The organism is Vibrio sp. PNB23_22_6 (assembly GCF_052877535.1).
Genome location: NZ_JBNFXP010000016.1, coordinates 1 through 14,489, shown reverse-complemented (window position 1 = coordinate 14,489; position 14,489 = coordinate 1). Strand labels below are relative to the sequence as shown.

At 44.9% G+C, this 14,489-nt stretch carries 16 protein-coding genes; 11 read left to right on the top strand and 5 right to left on the bottom strand.

Annotation, left to right across the window (positions count from 1 at the left end; translation table 11 throughout):
- Positions 1-29: 29 nt before the first annotated feature.
- Positions 30-614 carry an RNA polymerase sigma factor gene (locus tag ACVA54_RS13155; RefSeq protein ID WP_099080254.1) on the top strand — a complete coding sequence of 195 codons (585 nt, stop codon included), beginning with the start codon at positions 30-32 and terminating at the stop codon, positions 612-614.
- The gene (locus ACVA54_RS13150) at positions 611-1,273 is read left to right on the top strand and encodes a ChrR family anti-sigma-E factor (RefSeq protein WP_099080255.1); all 663 of its coding nucleotides are present in this window, start codon (positions 611-613) and stop codon (positions 1,271-1,273) included. Before ACVA54_RS13155 ends, ACVA54_RS13150 begins: the two co-directional genes overlap by 4 nt.
- A 62-nt stretch (positions 1,274-1,335) precedes the next feature.
- Here ACVA54_RS13150 and ACVA54_RS13145 read toward each other — a convergent pair whose 3' ends face one another.
- The 4 genes from ACVA54_RS13145 to ACVA54_RS13130 all read right to left on the bottom strand — a co-directional run bounded on the left by ACVA54_RS13145 (position 1,336) and on the right by ACVA54_RS13130 (position 5,066).
- Positions 1,336-2,688 (bottom strand): AmpG family muropeptide MFS transporter, encoded by a 1,353-nt coding sequence (locus ACVA54_RS13145; RefSeq protein ID WP_099080256.1) that lies wholly within the window; start codon positions 2,686-2,688, stop codon positions 1,336-1,338.
- A gap of 70 nt (positions 2,689-2,758) precedes the next feature.
- Positions 2,759-3,304 (bottom strand): peptidylprolyl isomerase, encoded by a 546-nt coding sequence (locus ACVA54_RS13140; RefSeq protein ID WP_099080257.1) that lies wholly within the window; start codon positions 3,302-3,304, stop codon positions 2,759-2,761.
- A complete protein-coding gene (locus tag ACVA54_RS13135) occupies positions 3,304-3,873 on the bottom strand; it encodes a YajG family lipoprotein (RefSeq protein ID WP_099080258.1) in 570 nt (189 codons plus the stop codon). The genes ACVA54_RS13140 and ACVA54_RS13135 overlap by 1 nt, the downstream gene beginning before the upstream one ends.
- Before the next feature lie 38 nt (positions 3,874-3,911).
- A complete protein-coding gene (locus ACVA54_RS13130; protein ID WP_119463474.1) occupies positions 3,912-5,066 on the bottom strand; it encodes a methyltransferase in 1,155 nt (384 codons plus the stop codon).
- Positions 5,067-5,271: 205 nt separating this feature from the next.
- On the opposite strand from ACVA54_RS13130, the gene ACVA54_RS13125 reads away from it, so the two are divergent.
- The 9 genes from ACVA54_RS13125 (at position 5,272) to nqrM (ending at position 13,490) form a co-directional block, all read left to right on the top strand.
- A complete protein-coding gene (locus ACVA54_RS13125) occupies positions 5,272-5,580 on the top strand; it encodes a BolA/IbaG family iron-sulfur metabolism protein (RefSeq protein WP_099080260.1) in 309 nt (102 codons plus the stop codon).
- A gap of 471 nt (positions 5,581-6,051) precedes the next feature.
- A complete protein-coding gene (locus tag ACVA54_RS13120; RefSeq protein WP_099080261.1) occupies positions 6,052-7,392 on the top strand; it encodes a Na(+)-translocating NADH-quinone reductase subunit A in 1,341 nt (446 codons plus the stop codon).
- A gap of 5 nt (positions 7,393-7,397) precedes the next feature.
- Positions 7,398-8,642 carry an NADH:ubiquinone reductase (Na(+)-transporting) subunit B gene (locus ACVA54_RS13115; protein ID WP_099080262.1) on the top strand — a complete coding sequence of 415 codons (1,245 nt, stop codon included), beginning with the start codon at positions 7,398-7,400 and terminating at the stop codon, positions 8,640-8,642.
- Complete coding sequence (locus ACVA54_RS13110) at positions 8,632-9,405, top strand: Na(+)-translocating NADH-quinone reductase subunit C (RefSeq protein WP_099080263.1); 774 nt, start codon at positions 8,632-8,634, stop codon at positions 9,403-9,405. The genes ACVA54_RS13115 and ACVA54_RS13110 overlap by 11 nt, the downstream gene beginning before the upstream one ends.
- Positions 9,405-10,037 carry an NADH:ubiquinone reductase (Na(+)-transporting) subunit D gene (locus ACVA54_RS13105; RefSeq protein WP_099080264.1) on the top strand — a complete coding sequence of 211 codons (633 nt, stop codon included), beginning with the start codon at positions 9,405-9,407 and terminating at the stop codon, positions 10,035-10,037. Before ACVA54_RS13110 ends, ACVA54_RS13105 begins: the two co-directional genes overlap by 1 nt.
- 7 nt (positions 10,038-10,044) lie before the next feature.
- A complete protein-coding gene (gene nqrE, locus ACVA54_RS13100) occupies positions 10,045-10,641 on the top strand; it encodes an NADH:ubiquinone reductase (Na(+)-transporting) subunit E (protein WP_005427385.1) in 597 nt (198 codons plus the stop codon).
- Between the two features lie 33 nt (positions 10,642-10,674).
- Positions 10,675-11,898 (top strand): NADH:ubiquinone reductase (Na(+)-transporting) subunit F, encoded by a 1,224-nt coding sequence (gene nqrF, locus ACVA54_RS13095; protein ID WP_099080265.1) that lies wholly within the window; start codon positions 10,675-10,677, stop codon positions 11,896-11,898.
- Positions 11,899-12,229: 331 nt separating this feature from the next.
- Positions 12,230-13,234, top strand: coding sequence for an FAD:protein FMN transferase (locus ACVA54_RS13090; protein WP_446579900.1), 1,005 nt, complete (start codon positions 12,230-12,232; stop codon positions 13,232-13,234).
- A 22-nt stretch (positions 13,235-13,256) separates the two neighbouring features.
- Positions 13,257-13,490, top strand: a complete 234-nt coding sequence (nqrM, locus tag ACVA54_RS13085; protein ID WP_005436655.1) for a (Na+)-NQR maturation NqrM — start codon at positions 13,257-13,259, stop codon at positions 13,488-13,490.
- A gap of 75 nt (positions 13,491-13,565) precedes the next feature.
- On the opposite strand, the gene ACVA54_RS13080 is transcribed toward nqrM, so the two are convergent.
- Positions 13,566-14,489: diguanylate cyclase (locus tag ACVA54_RS13080; RefSeq protein WP_446643189.1), on the bottom strand; the 924-nt coding region annotated here is incomplete at its 5' end.

Here is a 14,489-nt window from a genome sequence, read left to right as displayed (position 1 = left end):
GCGACTCCTCCCGACTATTAAGGTTGATTATGATGAGTGATAACTCTCAGAAACTAGGGCGAAGCGAGTGGAACGCATACATGGACAGGGTAAAAGCGAGAGACACCGACGCGTTTGCCTTTGTATTTCGTTTCTATGCACCGAAACTGAAGCAGTTCGCTTATAAGCATGTTGGTAACGATCAAGTGGCAATGGAGATGGTGCAAGAGGCCATGGCGACGGTGTGGCAAAAAGCCCATTTATATGACGGGTCGAAAAGCGCGTTATCAACCTGGATCTACACGATTATTCGAAACCAGTGCTTTGACTTACTGAGAAAACAGAAAGGCAAAGATCTGCATATTCATTCTGATGACATCTGGCCATCGGAATACTACCCCCCTGATTTGGTTGACCATTATTCGCCGGAGCAGGACATGCTCAAAGAGCAGGTGGTTAAGTTTTTAGACATACTGCCCAAAAATCAGAGAGATGTTCTGCGGGCAGTGTATTTAGAGGAAATGCCCCATCAACAAGTTGCGGAGCTTTTCGATATTCCTCTTGGCACCGTTAAATCGCGCTTAAGATTGGCGGTAGAAAAATTAAGGCATTCGATGCATACGGAGCAACTATGAACAAACACCCAGATAACAACTTGTTAGAGGCCTATGCTTCAGGAAGTATCGATGCGGTTTCTGGTTTAGTGGTCGCAACCCATTTGGAAACATGTTCCTATTGCCGTGCATGTGTCAATCAAATGGAAGCGGCCCAAGCCTGTGATGTCGCCAATGATATTCCGGCTGACTATGACCCTACTTTTGACCTCATGTTTCGTGACATTATTAATTCAAAGCCAACCTGTGATGATATTATTATCAGAGAAGTCGCTTCGGTAAGCGTTGCGGGTAAAACTTTTCAGCTTCCAAAAACGTTGAGTCGGTACACTGACTTAGTCGGAGATTGGAAGAGTTATGGCGGTAAGGTCTTTAGTGCTCAAATCGATTTTGGGGAAGACGCAAGAGTAAACCTGATGTACATCAGTGAAGATGTAAGGATTCCACAGCATACCCATAAAGGGTTGGAGTCAACCTTAGTTTTACATGGTGGATTCAGTGATGAAGATGGCCACTATGAGCAAGGCGATCTGCTGGTAAGAGATGCATCGAATAAGCACAGTCCATTTACCAAAACCGGGGAAGACTGTTTGTGTTTGACGGTGCTGACAGAACCGATGATTTTCACTCAAGGTGTCGCCCGAATCTTTAATCTATTTGGTAACGGCATGTACCCTTAACATCACGAATTCAAAGTAAAAACCACCGTTTTTCGGTGGTTTTTTTAATTAATCTCACGTGGTTAGTGTCGTTGCTTCGCTTTCTCTAGCAAATCTGTAAAGTAGTGTCTTAACGAATAAAGCATGATTAAGCTTGGAATTACCATGACTGCGGTAAGGATAAAGAAAGCCGTCCAATTGTCTAGGTAGTCGACCAATTCCCCACTAAAAGAAGCGAGTGTTGTTCGCCCAAAATTACCTAAAGAGGCGAGCAAAGCGTATTGTGTCGCGGAAAATGCCTGTCCTGTCAATATTGTTAAGAAAGACACGAAAGCAACCGTTGAGAAGGCGGTTGTAAAGTTATCAACGATGATGGTCGCTAAGTACAAATGCTCACTCGGGCCGACTTTCGCAATCCATGCGAACATCAGGTTGCTGGCTGCCATGGCAATACCACCAATCATCAGGCCGCGGACGATACCAAACTTCACATTGAACATACTGCCAACAAACGTAAACAGCATGGTTGCACCCCAGCCAATTAATTTGGAGTAGTAACCGATTTGCTCGTTGCTAAAGCCAATATCTTTATAGAACGCGATCGACATTCTACCTAAGAACGCTTCACCAATCTTAAACAAGAAAACGAAGAGCAGCAAAGTAATAGCAACACGCACTCCGTTTCGGTTAAAGAAATCAAGGAACGGTTCTACAACGGTCACGGTAAACCAAGCAACCAACTTAGAACCAACCACTTCTTTATGACGTTGTTCGGCTTGATGTTGCAGTTGTTCACGCTGAGTTTGCGGTTCACCAACTAACAACGTGAATATCATCAATAACACCACAATGATAGCCATACCATAATAAACGCCATTCCAGCCCACGCTGTCTGCATTGATGAAAGCGAGGTAACCCGGAAGTGAGTATCCTGTCCACCAGCCGATCACCGCCATCGCCGAAGCTTGTGGTAACTTGGATGATTCTGATTTAGGAAACGTATCAATACGGAAAGCATCGATAGCAATATCTTGGGTAGCAGAAGCGGTTGCAATACAGAGTGCGAGCATAGAGGTGAAAATCAAATTTTCTGCCGGGTTTACTTCTGCAATATAAAGCGTCGCGACTAAGATGATAGACTGGCAAAGGAGAATCCAACTACGGCGTTGTCCCAATAATCGATGTAGCACGGGTAATTTGACGCGATCGACCAGTGGAGCCCACATAAAGTTGATTGCGTATACGGCAAACACACTACCGAAATAACCGATAGCAGACAGCGTCAAACCGGCGTCTTTGAGCCAGCCAGACATGTTTGAACCAATAAGTACCCAAGGGAAACCACTCGAACAACCGAGCATGAAGACCCACATTAGGCGTTTGTCGAGGTAACTTTTTACTGTTTCCAGCCAAGTAATGGAAGGCAGTGAAGACATAAATGGATCCGTTAATATCGAGCGACGAAAAGAGAAAGCCCTTCGACTATTCAAAGGGCTTATTGGCTTGCTACTTAATGAGAGTGGCCTTGGTTATGACAATTTGCGTCTCAGGGACATCTTGCATTCGACCGACGGATTTGGTTGGCTGTTTCGCCATTTTTTGAATCACATCGAAACCTTCGGTCACTTCTCCAAATACCGCATAGCCTGGTGGACGAGAGCCGTAGTTTAAGAAGTCATTATCAGTTAGGTTAATAAAAAACTGGCGCGTCGCAGAGTCAGGAAGATTGGTTCGAGCCATAGCAATGGTTGCACGGTCGTTGTTTAAACCGTTGTTTCCTTCGTTTTTAATTGGCGCGTACGTTTTTACCATTTGCATGTCTTGGTTGAACCCTCCCCCCTGAGCCATAAAACCCGGGATCACGCGATGAAAAATAGTGCCTTCATAGCTGCCGTCTTCCACATATTTAAGAAAGTTCGCGACTGTGATTGGTGCTTTTTCTTGATTCAATTCAACGGTGAAGTTACCTAACGTTGTTTCAAACGCAACTTTTGGACCAGCAAAAACACTGCAGCTAAGCAAGGCAAGAGAAAGAATAGCTTTACGCAACATTAGAATCGCTCCTGCATGTATTGACGCAACTCTGCATCATTGGCCATTTCTTTTAGGGTAAGTGCGATAACATCATTAAGCGCTTGTTCTATATCTGCGTCAGACGCGCTTAGTGTGCCAGAACGTTTCGCTGTGCCTGTAAAGGTTTTTACGAGCTTACCTTGAGGTGTTTCAGCGGTGATCTCAAGCACTGCCTTGGCATCCATTTCGTTTTCCATAACAGAGTGCTTCACATTGACTAATACTTCTTGTATTTCTAATTCAATCGCGTTGTTGCTATTTAGATCAGAGTGAAACCCCTGAGAAGATAATTGCTGTTCGAGCGCCCCTTCCAGTGAGATACGCAGGCTTTGCTTGGCATGAAGAGGAAGAATGTTCGAACGTCCGTTATCGACCAATGCGACATACTGTGCAGCGCGAAGATCTTTACTGGTTAGACTGTATGTTTTGCCCTGAACGATAGGGTTAGTGCTTAGGGTCGTCTCCGGCATTAGATTAAGTTGTGGTTGTTGAGGTGCTGAACATGCGGCCAGCAAAGCAACCGAAGCCGCGAGTACCAGTTTTTTCATTATATTATTCCTTTTAACCATTTTTCTGAATTCAGACCCTAGTTTGCGCCTAATTTAGCAGGATCTTTTGTTGCCTGTAAAATGACAAACTTATTGTTAGAGGCGACCAATTTTACATTACTGTCGCCAAAAAGACGCTTTAGTTTGGCGTCATAACCGAGATGGCGATTGCCGATGACCAGCAGCTTGCCACCTTTGTTTAAGATTCGTTTTGCATCACAGAACATTTGCCAAGCGATATGGTCTGTAATGGCCTGCTGTTGGTGAAACGGTGGATTACACATGATCAGGTCGCTACTACCAGGTTTAAAGCCGTCCAAGCAGTTATTTGCGATACATTGGTAATCTCTTCCTTCACCTAAATTATCAATTAAATTTTGTTTCGCTGACTCGACAGCCATAAAACTTTCATCGACACAGGTAAGGCGCGTTTGGGGATTCAATTGACCCGCTTTCACGGAGAGTACACCGTTACCGCAGCCTAGGTCGACAATATGCTTAAGGGCTGGATCTTGTGGGATATGCTGTAGCATAAAGCGAGCGCCCAAATCTAAGCTTTCACCTGAATACACGTTAGGCCAATTTTTCAGTTGAATGTCTTCGCCTTCCACATCCCAAATCGTCATTGGATCGACTTCAATAGCGGGCTCTACATTCGCGCGAGAAAACACTAAGCGATGTTTTTTCCAAGCAAGAGATGTTTTTGTTTCGCCCAAGTATTTCTCAAACAGCTTGAGGGTCGACGTGTGGATTTCTTTTGCTTTGTTGACGGCAATAATCGGGCAAGCAGCAGGTAGCGCTTTGCGTAGTTGGCTCAATAACCAAATAAGGTGGCGATTACTCTTTGGTAGTTGGATCAAAACCATGTCGGCATTGGCAGGGATATCATCCATCGTGGTGAGAAACGCGACCTTATTACAATGATTCTGCTCTAAGTTTTGCTGAACGCCTTTATGAGAAATAAAAGAGTCACTCATCAACGTGACGTTATGCTTCTTAGAAAACCAGCAAGCCAATGCACCGAAGTTATCGTTAATAACAACGATGTTTTGATGGTCAGGCAATGCTAGGTCTTCCACGTGATTGATGAGGTATTCATCACCCGCATCCCAAGCTTGAAGTGTTTCATTGGATCGCTTTGGGAAACGATGAAGCGTCAGGCTTCGATCGTGAAGATTCAATTCGGTTTTCATAGGTAAACATAGATTAAGTTGGAAACTAGAGATTATTGTCGCAAATGATGGCGGGCCAAGATACAAAAAGCTGTCAAATTTGCAGTTTTTCACCGCGCATTTTACAAACTCTAATGCGAAAAAGGGACCGAGAATGCGAGGCGGAGCATTTAATTTACGAAGCGAAAGTATATACTTGTCAAGTTGGCATCAATGAGGGCTGAATATGATCCAAGAAATCATAGAAAAAAAATTGCATATTAACTTGCAACCTGACTACCTAAAAGTGATTAATGAAAGCTATATGCACAATGTTCCCCCTGGTTCGGAGAGTCATTTTAAGGTGATTGTGGTAAGTGGTGCATTTGCCGGGCAGCGTCTTATCGGCCGTCACCGTCAAGTGCATTTGGTGCTTGCAGATGAGTTAGATAACCACATTCACGCGCTTGCCATCCACACTTATACACCAGAAGAATGGAAGTTCGAGCAAGACGGTGCACCTGACAGCCCTATGTGCTTGGGTGGTGGTCGATAAACTAAACATAACATGCTGATTTTTTAAAAGATGGCTTTGGCCATCTTTTTTATATTTTGCCCATTTTTGAAGGGGGAGATAGACGCTCTGTGAGTAAACGAGTATTAACAGTATTTCAACAAATGAATGGAAGTTAATGCTTATTTCAAAGCGTGAATGCATTATTAATACACCCAATAAAAGTGAGTTGGCGTTTGTGCGATGGTTCAAACTTATGACTAATATTTAGCCTTTTAGCGTTATTTCGTACGAAATAAAACCACTATTGCTGTGATTGGTCATGGCATCAAGTTCCTAAAAAATGCTAAACTACTGCACCTGATAAATCCATCCCAAAAACAGTGATGAGATTTTTAATAGGATGTTGCGATTTTGGTGCTTTAAACAGCATCAGAACCGGACACTGATGTCGTGTCTAAAAGTTACGCAATCAAAAGAATCTTTTTCCCGATAAAAGTAGTGCAAGTGCGTATGATTACAATAAAGAAGGGCTTGGATCTTCCTATCGCAGGAACTCCATCCCAGGTGATTAATGATGGTAAGACCATCAAAAAAGTCGCCTTGCTTGGCGAAGAGTACGTTGGCATGCGTCCTACCATGCATGTCCGCGTTGGTGATGAAGTGAAAAAAGCGCAAGTTCTTTTTGAAGACAAAAAGAACCCTGGCGTGAAGTTCACTGCTCCAGCAGCTGGTAAAGTGATCGAAGTGAACCGTGGCGCGAAGCGTGTTCTTCAATCTGTAGTGATTGAAGTGGCAGGTGAAGAGCAGGTGACATTCGACAAGTTTGAAGCAGCTCAACTAGTTGGTTTAGATCGTGAAGTGATCAAGACTCAACTAATTGAATCTGGCCTTTGGACCGCTTTACGTACTCGTCCGTTCAGCAAGGTTCCAGCAATTGAGTCTTCTACTAAGGCTATCTTCGTAACTGCAATGGATACTAATCCACTTGCGGCTCAGCCTGAGTTGATCATCAATGAACAAAAAGAAGCATTCGTTGCAGGTCTAGACATTCTTTCAGCTCTGACAGAAGACAAGGTTTACGTTTGTAAATCTGGCACGAGTTTGCCACGCTCTTCTCAGTCTAACGTAGAAGAACATGTCTTCGATGGCCCTCACCCAGCAGGTCTTGCTGGCACCCACATGCATTTCCTATACCCAGTAAATGCACAAAACGTGGCTTGGAGCATCAACTACCAAGACGTTATCGCGTTCGGTAAGTTATTCCTAACAGGTGAGCTATACACGGATCGTGTAGTGTCTTTAGCTGGCCCAGTAGTGAATAACCCTCGTCTAGTTCGCACTGTAGTCGGCGCTAGCCTAGATGACTTAACAGATAATGAATTGATGCCTGGCGAAGTTCGTGTGATCTCTGGTTCTGTACTTTCAGGTACACAAGCTGTTGGTCCACACGCGTACCTTGGCCGTTACCATCAACAGGTTTCTGTATTACGCGAAGGCCGTGACAAAGAGCTATTTGGCTGGGCAATGCCTGGTAAAAACAAGTTCTCTGTAACGAAATCTTTCCTTGGTCACTTATTTAAAGGTCAGTTGTTCAACATGACGACGTCGACTAACGGTAGTGATCGTTCAATGGTTCCAATCGGCAACTACGAACGCGTAATGCCTCTAGACATGGAGCCTACTCTGCTACTTCGTGATCTATGTGCTGGCGATACAGACAGTGCTCAAGCACTAGGTGCGCTTGAACTGGATGAAGAAGATCTAGCATTGTGTACCTTTGTATGTCCTGGTAAGTACGAGTACGGTTTGTTACTTCGTGAATGCCTAGATACGATCGAGAAGGAAGGGTAATTTTCATGGCTCTTAAAAAGTTTCTTGAAGACATCGAGCATCATTTTGAACCGGGCGGCAAACACGAAAAGTGGTTTGCTCTGTACGAAGCTGCAGCAACCGTTTTCTACACGCCTGGTCTAGTGACTAAAAAAAGCTCACACGTTCGTGATAGCGTTGACCTAAAACGTATCATGATCATGGTTTGGTTCGCGGTATTCCCAGCAATGTTTTGGGGTATGTACAACGCGGGTGGCCAAGCTATCGCAGCTCTAAACCACATGTACGCTGGTGAACAACTAGCGACAATCATCGGTGGTAACTGGCACTACTGGCTAACCGAAATGCTTGGCGGCACTCTTGGCGCTGATGCAGGGGTTGGCAGTAAAATGCTACTAGGTGCGACTTACTTCCTACCTATCTACGCAACGGTATTTATCGTTGGTGGTTTCTGGGAAGTGCTGTTTTGTATGGTGCGTAAGCACGAAGTTAACGAAGGTTTCTTTGTTACTTCTATTCTGTTCGCACTTATCGTTCCACCAACGCTACCTTTGTGGCAAGCGGCACTAGGTATTACCTTTGGTGTTGTTGTTGCTAAAGAGATTTTCGGTGGTACAGGTCGTAACTTCCTTAACCCTGCACTTGCAGGCCGTGCGTTCCTATTTTTCGCTTACCCTGCTCAAATCTCGGGTGACGTCGTTTGGACTGCAGCTGACGGCTTCTCTGGTGCAACGGCGCTTAGCCAATGGGCTAACGGCGGTAGCGGTGCGTTGATCAACAACATCACTGGCGCTCCTGTGACTTGGATGGATGCTTTCATTGGTAACATCCCAGGCTCAATCGGTGAAGTATCGACGCTAGCACTAATGATTGGCGCAGCGATGATCGTTTACATGCGAATCGCTTCATGGCGCATCATTGCGGGTGTAATGATCGGTATGATTGCAGTAGCGACACTATTTAACGTGATCGGTTCTGACACCAACCCAATGTTCAACATGCCATGGCACTGGCACCTAGTTCTAGGTGGTTTTGCGTTCGGTATGTTCTTCATGGCAACAGACCCAGTATCCGCTTCATTTACCAATGGCGGTAAGTGGTGGTACGGCATCCTTATCGGTGCAATGTGTGTGATGATCCGTGTAGTTAACCCAGCGTACCCAGAAGGTATGATGCTGGCGATTCTATTCGCGAACCTATTTGCACCTCTGTTCGACCATGTAGTGATTGAGAAGAACATCAAGCGGAGACTAGCACGCTATGGCAAGTAATAACGACAGCATTAAAAAGACGCTGGGTGTTGTTGTCGGGTTGAGCCTCGTTTGTTCAATCATCGTATCAACAGCCGCAGTAGGTTTACGCAGCAAACAGCAAGAAAATGCTGTGCTAGATAAGCAAACTAAAATCCTTGAAGTCGCTGGCATTGAAGCGTCAAATTCAGCACAAGTGAAAGAGCTGTACGGTGAGTACATTGAGCCACGTTTGGTGGATTTCAAAACAGGTAACTTTGTTGAAGGCAATGCTGGTGCTTATGATCAGCGCTCGGCAGCAAAAGATCCTGCACAATCTATCAAACTAACCGCTGAACAAGACAAAGCGAAAATCATCCGTCGTGCAAACGTGGGTACGGTTTACCTTGTTAAGCAAGATGGCAAAGTTGACCAAGTGATTCTGCCGGTTCACGGTAACGGTCTATGGTCAATGATGTATGCGTTCGTGGCAGTACAAACTGATGGTAACACCGTTAACGGTATTACTTACTACGAACAAGGTGAAACTCCGGGATTGGGTGGTGAAGTTGAGAACCCAACTTGGCGTGCACAATTCGTAGGCAAAGAGCTGTTTGACGAAAACCACAAACCAGCGATCAAGATCGTGAAGGGTGGTGCGCCACAAGGTTCTAAGCATGCAGTAGATGGTCTATCAGGTGCAACGCTTACTGCAGTAGGTGTACAGCACACGTTTGACTTTTGGCTAGGCAACAACGGTTTTGGCCCGTTCCTAGAGAAAGTGCGTGACGGAGGTCTAAACTAATGTCCAGTACCCAAAATGTTAAAAAGAGCATCCTAGCGCCAGTATTGGATAACAACCCAATCGCGCTTCAGGTTCTTGGTGTATGTTCTGCGCTTGCAGTAACAACAAAACTAGAGACAGCGTTTGTTATGACTCTAGCGGTTATTTTCGTAACGGCTCTGTCTAACTTCTGTGTATCTCTTATCCGTAACCACATTCCTAACAGCGTACGTATCATCGTTCAGATGGCGATCATCGCATCGTTAGTTATCGTGGTAGACCAAGTGCTAAAAGCCTACCTATACGATATCTCTAAGCAGCTATCGGTATTCGTAGGTCTTATCATCACGAACTGTATCGTAATGGGTCGTGCTGAAGCATTCGCAATGAAGTCTGCGCCAATTCCATCTCTAATCGACGGTATTGGTAACGGTCTTGGTTACGGTTTCGTTCTTATCACTGTCGGTTTCTTCCGTGAGCTATTTGGCTCAGGTAAACTGTTCGGTATGGAAGTGCTTCCGCTAGTGAGCAATGGTGGTTGGTACCAACCAAACGGCCTGATGCTACTAGCACCATCTGCATTCTTCCTAATCGGCTTCCTGATCTGGGTAATCCGTATTCTGAAACCAGAACAAGTAGAAGCGAAGGAGTAAGGGCGTCATGGAACATTACATCAGTCTGCTAGTTAAATCGATTTTCATCGAAAACATGGCACTGTCTTTCTTCCTAGGTATGTGTACTTTCCTTGCCGTATCTAAGAAAGTTAAGACCTCTTTCGGCCTAGGCGTTGCAGTAGTGGTAGTACTTACTATCGCGGTTCCTGTGAACAACCTAGTATACAACCTAGTTCTGAAAGAGAACGCGTTAGTTGAGGGCGTAGACCTTAGCTTCCTAAACTTCATCACCTTCATCGGTGTAATTGCAGCACTTGTACAGATCTTAGAGATGGTTCTTGACCGTTTCTTCCCACCTTTGTACAACGCGCTAGGCATCTTCCTACCGCTGATCACTGTAAACTGTGCGATCTTCGGTGGTGTATCTTTCATGGTACAACGTGACTACAACTTTGCTGAATCTATTGTTTATGGTTTCGGTTCAGGTGTGGGCTGGATGCTAGCCATCGTCGCTCTTGCAGGTATCCGTGAGAAAATGAAGTACTCAGACGTACCTCCTGGTCTACGTGGTCTAGGTATCACGTTCATCACTGTAGGTTTGATGGCGTTAGGCTTTATGTCTTTCTCTGGTGTTCAACTGTAAGTCGGGTAAACCGCAACAATTAAGGAATAGTCAATGGACATTATTCTTGGTGTAGTGATGTTTACTCTGATCGTACTTGCGCTAGTACTAGTGATTCTTTTCGCTAAGTCTAAGCTTGTACCAACAGGTGACATTACAATTTCTGTGAACGATAACCCTGAGTTGGCGATCGTTACACAGCCAGGTGGTAAGCTACTAACTGCGTTAGCGGGTGCTGGCGTATTCGTATCTTCTGCTTGTGGTGGCGGTGGCTCATGTGGCCAGTGTCGCGTAAAAGTTAAATCAGGTGGTGGCGACATCCTACCGACCGAGCTTGACCATATTACGAAAGGTGAAGCGCGTGAAGGTGAGCGTCTAGCGTGTCAGGTTGCAATGAAAACTGACATGGACATCGAACTTCCTGAAGAAATCTTCGGCGTTAAGAAGTGGGAATGTACGGTTATCTCTAACGATAACAAAGCAACATTCATCAAAGAGCTTAAGCTACAAATTCCAGATGGCGAATCAGTACCTTTCCGTGCTGGTGGTTACATCCAGATCGAAGCGCCAGCTCACCACGTGAAATACGCAGATTACGACATTCCTGAGGAATATCGTGAAGATTGGGATAAGTTCAACCTGTTCCGTTACGAGTCGAAAGTAACAGAAGAGACGATTCGTGCGTACTCAATGGCGAACTACCCAGAAGAGCACGGCATCATCATGTTGAACGTTCGTATCGCGACTCCGCCGCCGAACAATCCAGACGTACCACCTGGCATCATGTCATCGTTCATTTGGTCTCTAAAAGAAGGCGACAAGTGTACGATCTCTGGTCCATTCGGTGAGTTCTTCGCAAAAGACACTGACGCAGAAATGGTATTCGTTGGTGGTGGCGCAGGTATGGCTCCAATGCGTTCTCATATCTTCGACCAGCTAAAACGTCTGCACTCTAAGCGTAAGATGTCATTCTGGTACGGTGCACGTTCTAAGCGTGAAATGTTCTACGTAGAAGACTTCGACGGCCTAGCTGCTGAGAACGACAACTTCGTATGGCACTGCGCACTGTCTGATCCACTTCCAGAAGATAACTGGGATGGTTACACTGGCTTCATTCACAACGTTCTTTACGAGAACTACCTACGTGATCATGAAGCGCCAGAAGACTGTGAATACTACATGTGTGGTCCACCTATGATGAACGCGGCTGTTATCGGCATGCTGAAAGATCTAGGTGTAGAGGATGAGAACATCCTACTAGATGACTTCGGTGGTTAAATTTCAGCGTATTTGAAGCTGTAGCGTTGTTGGTTTCATAAACCCACCGGTTCGCCGGCCGTCCTAATCACATAGTTGAACTATGCTCATAGGCTTGGGTTTATTTACCGCCTAGCTACAACTCCAACTCCTTGAAATTATATATGTTATGGCTGACTACCTTTAGTCAGCCATTATTTTTTGTAGAAATAAAAACAATATTCAACAGTTGATATAGGAAATCGGTTTAGTTGCAAAGAACCCATTTTCCATATCAATTTATGCCAATACAGCCAATACTGCCAATCAGATGATTAGGGGAATTGGTATTAACAACACTAGGAGTAAACAAGTGAAAAAGTGGCTTGTTGCATTCGCTTCTCTATTGGTTTTGGCGGGCTGTGAGCAGCCTGCAGATCAAATCCATTTAAGTGGCCCAACAATGGGTACCACTTACAATATCAAATACATCGAGCAAGGTAGCCTACCATCGCCTGAAGTGCTTCAGACAGAAATCGATCGCCTACTTGAAGAAGTAAACGATCAAATGTCTACTTACCGTGAAGATTCAGAGCTTAGCCGTTTCAACCAACACCAAACCAATGAGCCATTTGAAGTCTCACCACAAACTGCTACGGTAGTGAAAGAAGCGATTCGTTTAAACAGTCTTACACTAGGCGCATTAGACGTGACGGTTGGTCCTCTAGTGAATCTTTGGGGGTTTGGTCCAGAAGCGCGTCCAGACGTAGTTCCAACGGATGAAGAGCTGGCGGCTCGAAAAGCGAATACAGGTATTCACCACCTTTCAGTTGAAGGTAATAAAATGTCGAAAGACATTCCCAACCTATATGTCGATCTATCGACTATCGCGAAAGGCTGGGGTGTGGATGTGGTCGCTGATTACCTGCAGTCCGAAGGTATTCATAATTACATGGTGGAAGTCGGTGGCGAAATGCGTTTGAAAGGCATTAACCGCGAAGGCGTGCCATGGCGTATTGCGATCGAAAAACCAACGGTGGATGAACGCTCAATTCAAGAAATTATTGAACCAGGCAATATGGCAATTGCAACAAGTGGTGACTATCGTAATTACTTTGAGAGCAATGGTGTGCGATACTCTCACATCATCAATCCACAAACAGGCAAGCCAATCCATCATAAAGTGGTGTCTGTAACGGTATTAGATAAATCGTCGATGACGGCTGATGGTCTTGCAACTGGTATTATGGTTCTGGGTGAAGACAAAGGCATGGAAATCGCAAACGAGAACAACATTCCTGTTTTCATGATTGTGAAAACGGATGATGGTTTTAAAGAGCTGGCTTCGGAAGCATACAAGCCGTTCATGAAGAAATAACAACAGAAGTGAGTATGTCCTTATGAGTACATTTCTAATTACTTTTGCTGTCTTTGTTGCGGTAATTGCAGCGATGGCAGTAGGTTACATCTTCCAAAAGAAGGTGGTAAAAGGCAGCTGTGGCGGTCTTGGTGCGGTTGGTATCGAGAAAGTATGTAACTGTCCCGAACCATGTGATGCACGTAAGAAGCGTGAGGCTCGCGAAGCGGCACGAGCTGAAAAGCTCGCTGCATGGGAAAAAGATCGCATCGCTTAATTTGCGAACGTAAGAAATAGAAAACCCAGCCAATGGCTGGGTTTTGTTTTTTAGGCTGTGAATCCCAAAAAGCTGCTATTGATAAATGGTTTGGTTTCGACCATGTTCTTTCGCTTGATACAAGCGATCGTCTGAGACTTTAATTTGTTGGTCTAGGTTACCGCAGGCAGTAGAAACCCCAATACTGATTGTGATTTGAATTTCTTGGTTTTGGTAAGGGATCGGTGTTTTTTCCACTCGCAGCCTCATCTGCTCTAGCCGAGTAACAAACTCTTCATATTGGCCACATGCTTGAATGCAAAACTCTTCTCCGCCAAATCGAGCGACCACGTCATCTGGGAAATATATCTTTAAGATATTCGCTACCATGACGAGTGCGGCATCCCCACCATCGTGCCCATAGCGGTCATTCACTTTCTTAAAAAAGTCGATATCAAGCATGGCGATGTTGCGCTTTTCACACCCACCACACGCTTGGCCAAACAAGAAGCGTCGATTCCACAAACCTGTGAGTGAGTCTTGGTTTGCCATTCGATACAACTCAGTTGTGGCTTCTTTCATGTCTAAGATTTGGTGAATTCGACAAAAGAACTCTTCTTGGTTAAAAGGTTTGTATAAAAAGTCATTTGCGCCAGCTTTTAGAAAACGGGCCGTCATTGTGTGGTCATCGCTACCAGAAATACCAAGAATAGCCAGTTGGTTCTTATCAAAATTCTGACGGAGTTCTCTGATCATTGTAATGCCATCTTTGGTTGGCATGTCATGGTCGGTGAGCACTAATGTGATATCAGGGTTCTGCTCGATTAATTCAATCGCTTGCTGACCATTCTCTGCTTGAAGTGTTTGCAGGTATTGATGCTCCAGCAGTTGCACCACGTGATGACGTACCACCATGGAGTCATCCACGACCAAGCACTTATGGTTGGTAAGACCCCACTTCACTAGACACTTAATAGTTATATAATTCAATAAACTATGAGGTGTTATCATGAGCGGAAA

What these genes read in the sequence shown, in the direction of transcription:
- ACVA54_RS13120 (WP_099080261.1), top strand. Translation starts at nt 6,052, where the DNA reads ATGATTACAATAAAGAAGGGCTTGGATCTTCCTATCGCAGGAACTCCA.
- nqrM (WP_005436655.1), top strand. Translation starts at nt 13,257, where the DNA reads ATGAGTACATTTCTAATTACTTTTGCTGTCTTTGTTGCGGTAATTGCA.
- ACVA54_RS13155 (WP_099080254.1), top strand. Translation starts at nt 30, where the DNA reads ATGATGAGTGATAACTCTCAGAAACTAGGGCGAAGCGAGTGGAACGCA.
- ACVA54_RS13115 (WP_099080262.1), top strand. Translation starts at nt 7,398, where the DNA reads ATGGCTCTTAAAAAGTTTCTTGAAGACATCGAGCATCATTTTGAACCG.
- nqrE (WP_005427385.1), top strand. Translation starts at nt 10,045, where the DNA reads ATGGAACATTACATCAGTCTGCTAGTTAAATCGATTTTCATCGAAAAC.
- ACVA54_RS13150 (WP_099080255.1), top strand. Translation starts at nt 611, where the DNA reads ATGAACAAACACCCAGATAACAACTTGTTAGAGGCCTATGCTTCAGGA.
- ACVA54_RS13125 (WP_099080260.1), top strand. Translation starts at nt 5,272, where the DNA reads ATGATCCAAGAAATCATAGAAAAAAAATTGCATATTAACTTGCAACCT.
- ACVA54_RS13110 (WP_099080263.1), top strand. Translation starts at nt 8,632, where the DNA reads ATGGCAAGTAATAACGACAGCATTAAAAAGACGCTGGGTGTTGTTGTC.
- ACVA54_RS13105 (WP_099080264.1), top strand. Translation starts at nt 9,405, where the DNA reads ATGTCCAGTACCCAAAATGTTAAAAAGAGCATCCTAGCGCCAGTATTG.
- ACVA54_RS13135 (WP_099080258.1), bottom strand. Translation starts at nt 3,873, where the DNA reads ATGAAAAAACTGGTACTCGCGGCTTCGGTTGCTTTGCTGGCCGCATGT.
- nqrF (WP_099080265.1), top strand. Translation starts at nt 10,675, where the DNA reads ATGGACATTATTCTTGGTGTAGTGATGTTTACTCTGATCGTACTTGCG.
- ACVA54_RS13130 (WP_119463474.1), bottom strand. Translation starts at nt 5,066, where the DNA reads ATGAAAACCGAATTGAATCTTCACGATCGAAGCCTGACGCTTCATCGT.
- ACVA54_RS13140 (WP_099080257.1), bottom strand. Translation starts at nt 3,304, where the DNA reads ATGTTGCGTAAAGCTATTCTTTCTCTTGCCTTGCTTAGCTGCAGTGTT.
- ACVA54_RS13145 (WP_099080256.1), bottom strand. Translation starts at nt 2,688, where the DNA reads ATGTCTTCACTGCCTTCCATTACTTGGCTGGAAACAGTAAAAAGTTAC.